This is a genomic window from Sphingomonas bacterium, from assembly GCF_903644135.1.
Taxonomy (GTDB): Bacteria; Pseudomonadota; Alphaproteobacteria; order Sphingomonadales; family Sphingomonadaceae; genus Sphingomonas.
In genome coordinates this window covers 1-3,657 of the sequence record NZ_CAHJXA010000291.1, presented here as the reverse complement: position 1 = coordinate 3,657, position 3,657 = coordinate 1, and the positions used below count along the sequence as shown (strand labels likewise).

The window sequence follows — 3,657 nt, the reverse complement described above, 5'->3', positions numbered from 1 at the left end:
GCCGGCGGAAAGCCGCCGCTTCCTCGCCGCCCACCGCCTCGCCGCGCTGGCGTTCGCCGAGCCGATCGCCGCGATCGTCGCCGATGCCGCGCTGCCGGGCGAAGAGGCACGGCGGTTGCTTGCGGTGGGGCTCGCCAACTATGCCGCCGGCGCGCTGGTGATGCCCTATGCCGCCTTCCGCGCCGCCGCCCGCCAGTTGCGCCACGACATCGATCGGCTGAGCCGGCGCTTCGCCGTCAGCTTCGAGCAGGCGTGCCACCGGCTGTCGACGCTGCAGCGGCCGGGGGCGGCGGGTATCCCCTTCTATTTCTGCCGGGTCGACATGGCCGGCAACATCACCAAGCGCCACTCGGCGACGCGGCTCCAGTTCGCGCGGTTCGGCGGGGCCTGCCCGTTGTGGCACGTCCATGAGGCGGTCGCGATCCCCGACCGCATCCTGGTCCAGCACGCCGCCACCCCCGACGGGGTGCGCTACGTATCGATGGCCAAGGGGCTGGTGAAGCCGTCGGGGCGGTTCGCGCGCGCGCCGCGCCGCTATGCGGTGGCGCTGGGCTGCGAGGCGGCGCACGCGGCGGATTTCGTCTATGCCGATGCCATTGACCGGACGGGGCCGCCGACGCCGATCGGCATCTCCTGCCGGCTGTGCCCGCGCACCGATTGCGACCAGCGTGCCTTCCCGCCCGCCGACCGCGCCATCGCCGTCGAGCCGGCGATCCGGCGGATCGTCCCCTATCGGGTGACGTGAGGCTTGGCGGGTTGCGCCGGCGCTGCCACAAGCGCGCGAGGAGAGGCCATGACCGACGAGACCCGCGAGGCGAGCTACGCCGTTCCCGCCTATTGGCGCGAGCATGGCACCGTCGATGCCAATGCGCGCGCCGCGCTGTACGCGCGGTCAGTCGACGATCCCGACGGCTTCTGGCTGGAGCGCGCCGGCGACCTCGACTGGGTGACGCCGCCGACCAGGGCAGGCGACTGGTCGTTCGACGAGGCGGACTTCCGCATCGAGTGGTTCGCGGACGGCGTGCTAAACGTCGCCGCCAACTGCCTCGACCGGCATCTGGCGGAGCGCGGTGAGGAGACCGCGCTGATCTGGGAACCGGACGAACCCGGCGAGCAGCCGCGCCGCTTCACTTATGGCGAACTTCATGCCGAGGTGTGCCGCTTCGCCAACGTGCTGAAGGCGCAGGGCACTAGTAAGGGCGACCGCGTTACCATCTACCTGCCGATGATCCCGGAGGCGGCGTTTGCGGTGCTCGCCTGCGCGCGGATCGGCGCGATCCATTCGGTGGTGTTCGGCGGCTTCTCCCCCGACGCGATCGCCGGGCGGATCGAGGATTGCGGATCGACCTTGCTGGTGACCGCCGATGAGGGGCGGCGCGGCGGCAAGCGGGTGCCGCTCAAGGCCAATGTCGACGCCGCCGCAGAGAAAGCGCCGGGCCTGGCGAAGGTGATCGTCGTGCGCGCGACCGGTGCCGCCGTGCCGATGGGGCCGCGCGACGTCTGGTATCACGAGGCAGCCGAAGGGATCGCCGCTGATTGCCCGCCCGAGCCGATGGCGGCGGAGGACCCGCTGTTCATCCTCTACACCAGCGGCTCGACCGGCAAGCCCAAGGGGGTGCTCCATACCAGCGCAGGTTACCTGTTATGGGCGGCGTATACCTTCCGACTCGCCTTCGACTACCGGTCCGGCACGGTGTTCTGGTGCGCCGCCGACATCGGCTGGGTGACCGGACACAGCTACATCCTCTACGGCCCGCTCGCCTGCGGCGCGACGACATTGATGTACGAGGGGCTGCCTAACTGGCCCGATGCCAGCCGCATCTGGCAGGTGGTCGACCGCCACCAGGTGCACACGCTGTTCACTGCCCCCACCGCACTGCGCGCGCTGATGAAGGAGGGTGACGCTCCGGTCCACGCCACCAGCCGCGCGAGCCTCAAGCTGCTCGGGTCGGTCGGCGAGCCGATCAATCCGGAGGCGTGGCGCTGGTATCACGACGTCGTCGGCGGCGGCGCCTGCCCGATCGTCGACGCCTGGTGGCAGACCGAGACCGGCGGCATCATGATCTCAGCCATGCCCGCCGCGACGCCGCTCAAGCCCGGCAGCGCGACGCTGCCCATGCCCGGCGTCCAGCCGGCGCTGGTCGACGAGAAGGGCGTGGTGCTGGATGGCGCGGCGGCGGGCAATCTCGTTGTCACCGCCAGCTGGCCGGGGCAGATGCGCACCGTGTGGGGCGATCACGAGCGGTTCTTCCAGACCTATTTCACGACCTATCCGGGGACGTATTTCACCGGCGACGGCTGCCGCCGCGACGACGACGGCTATTACTGGATCACCGGCCGGGTCGACGACGTCATCAACGTCAGCGGCCACCGCATGGGCACCGCCGAGGTCGAGTCGGCGCTGGTCCTGCACGCCAAGGTTGCCGAGGCGGCGGTGGTCGGTATGCCGCACGCGGTGAAGGGCCAAGGCATCTACGCCTATGTGACGCTGAAGGCGGGCGAGACCGGCGACGCGGCGCTGGCGAAAGAGCTGAAGGACTGGGTGCGCCGCGAGATCGGCCCGATCGCCACCCCCGACGCGCTGCAATTCGCCCCCGGCCTGCCCAAGACGAGGAGCGGCAAGATCATGCGTCGCATCCTCCGCAAGATCGCCGAGGGCGACGTGTCGAGTTTGGGGGACACGAGCACGCTGGCGGACCCGGCGGTGGTAGAGGACCTGGTGGCGAACCGGGTGGGGTGAGCGAGCGGCCGAAGTTGGTCGGCCCCGCCTCTCCGGCACCTGCTCGGGCGGACACGCGCCTGTTCCCAATCCTGCCACGATCGTCGGCTAGCCGGTCATCTCGTGACGACTATCAGGCACGCGATCTTTCCCGACGATACGGCGTCGGTCCTGACCATTTGGCAGGAATTCATCGCCCGTTCTCCGGTCAATCTGGATTATCAGGGTAACGACGCCGAGTTCGCGGCCGTGCCCGACAAATATGCGGCGCCCAGAGGATGCGTATTGCTCGCCGAGCGGGAGAGCGAGATTGTCGGCTGCATCGCCTATCGTCGAGTGAATGCGGAGATATGCGAAATGAAGCGGCTCTACGTCCGGGCCGGAGCGCGGGGCAGCGGCCTCGGTCACGCGCTGGTCGACCGACTGATCGCGGAGGCTCGGCTGGTCGGCTACCGTGAAATGCGGCTCGACGTGATGGCGAAGTCGGCATCCGCCCGTCGGCTATACGCCGTTTTTGGCTTCGTGCCGGCCGAGCCAGTTTCCTTCAATCCAGTTCCCGGCGCATCGTTTCTCGGTTTTCGTCTGTAACCGCATCGGCGAGCCGACGCCTACGCGACGATCCGCCGGCAGGTTCTTGCTATCCTACAGCCCCTCGGGTTGTCATGGCCCCTCATGCTTTGCTCTCCACTCGCTTCATCGCCGGACATGAATGTCTCGCCGCCGCCTTGTCCGAGGTCGAACGGACTATGCGTCGGTATGACTTTATGTGACTTTTGCCGCTACCTCCTCCCAAACCAGATCACATGCCGCGGCCCCTTGCCGTTGCTGCGCGCGCGCACCGCGACCTCTTCGACCGCGAACCCCGCCTCGCCCAGCCGGCGGGCGAAGCGCGCGTCGGGGGCGGCCGACCACACCGCCAGGATGCCGCCCGGTGCCAG

3 protein-coding genes and 1 pseudogene are annotated in these 3,657 nt (G+C 69.1%); 3 read left to right on the top strand and 1 reads right to left on the bottom strand.

Annotation, left to right across the window (positions count from 1 at the left end):
• The 3 genes from HUU96_RS13155 to HUU96_RS13145 form a co-directional block, all read left to right on the top strand.
• The coding region (locus HUU96_RS13155) for a helix-turn-helix domain-containing protein (protein WP_174293214.1) at positions 1–745 on the top strand (745 nt) is incomplete at its 5' end.
• 48 nt (positions 746–793) lie between these two features.
• A complete protein-coding gene (gene acs, locus HUU96_RS13150) occupies positions 794–2,740 on the top strand; it encodes an acetate--CoA ligase (RefSeq protein WP_174293213.1) in 1,947 nt (648 codons plus the stop codon).
• Positions 2,741–2,842: 102 nt separating this feature from the next.
• Complete coding sequence (locus tag HUU96_RS13145) at positions 2,843–3,307, top strand: GNAT family N-acetyltransferase (RefSeq protein WP_174293212.1); 465 nt, start codon at positions 2,843–2,845, stop codon at positions 3,305–3,307.
• A gap of 191 nt (positions 3,308–3,498) precedes the next feature.
• On the opposite strand, the pseudogene HUU96_RS15200 reads toward HUU96_RS13145, so the two are convergent.
• Positions 3,499–3,657 (bottom strand): annotated as a pseudogene (locus HUU96_RS15200) (spermidine synthase); the annotation flags it as partial.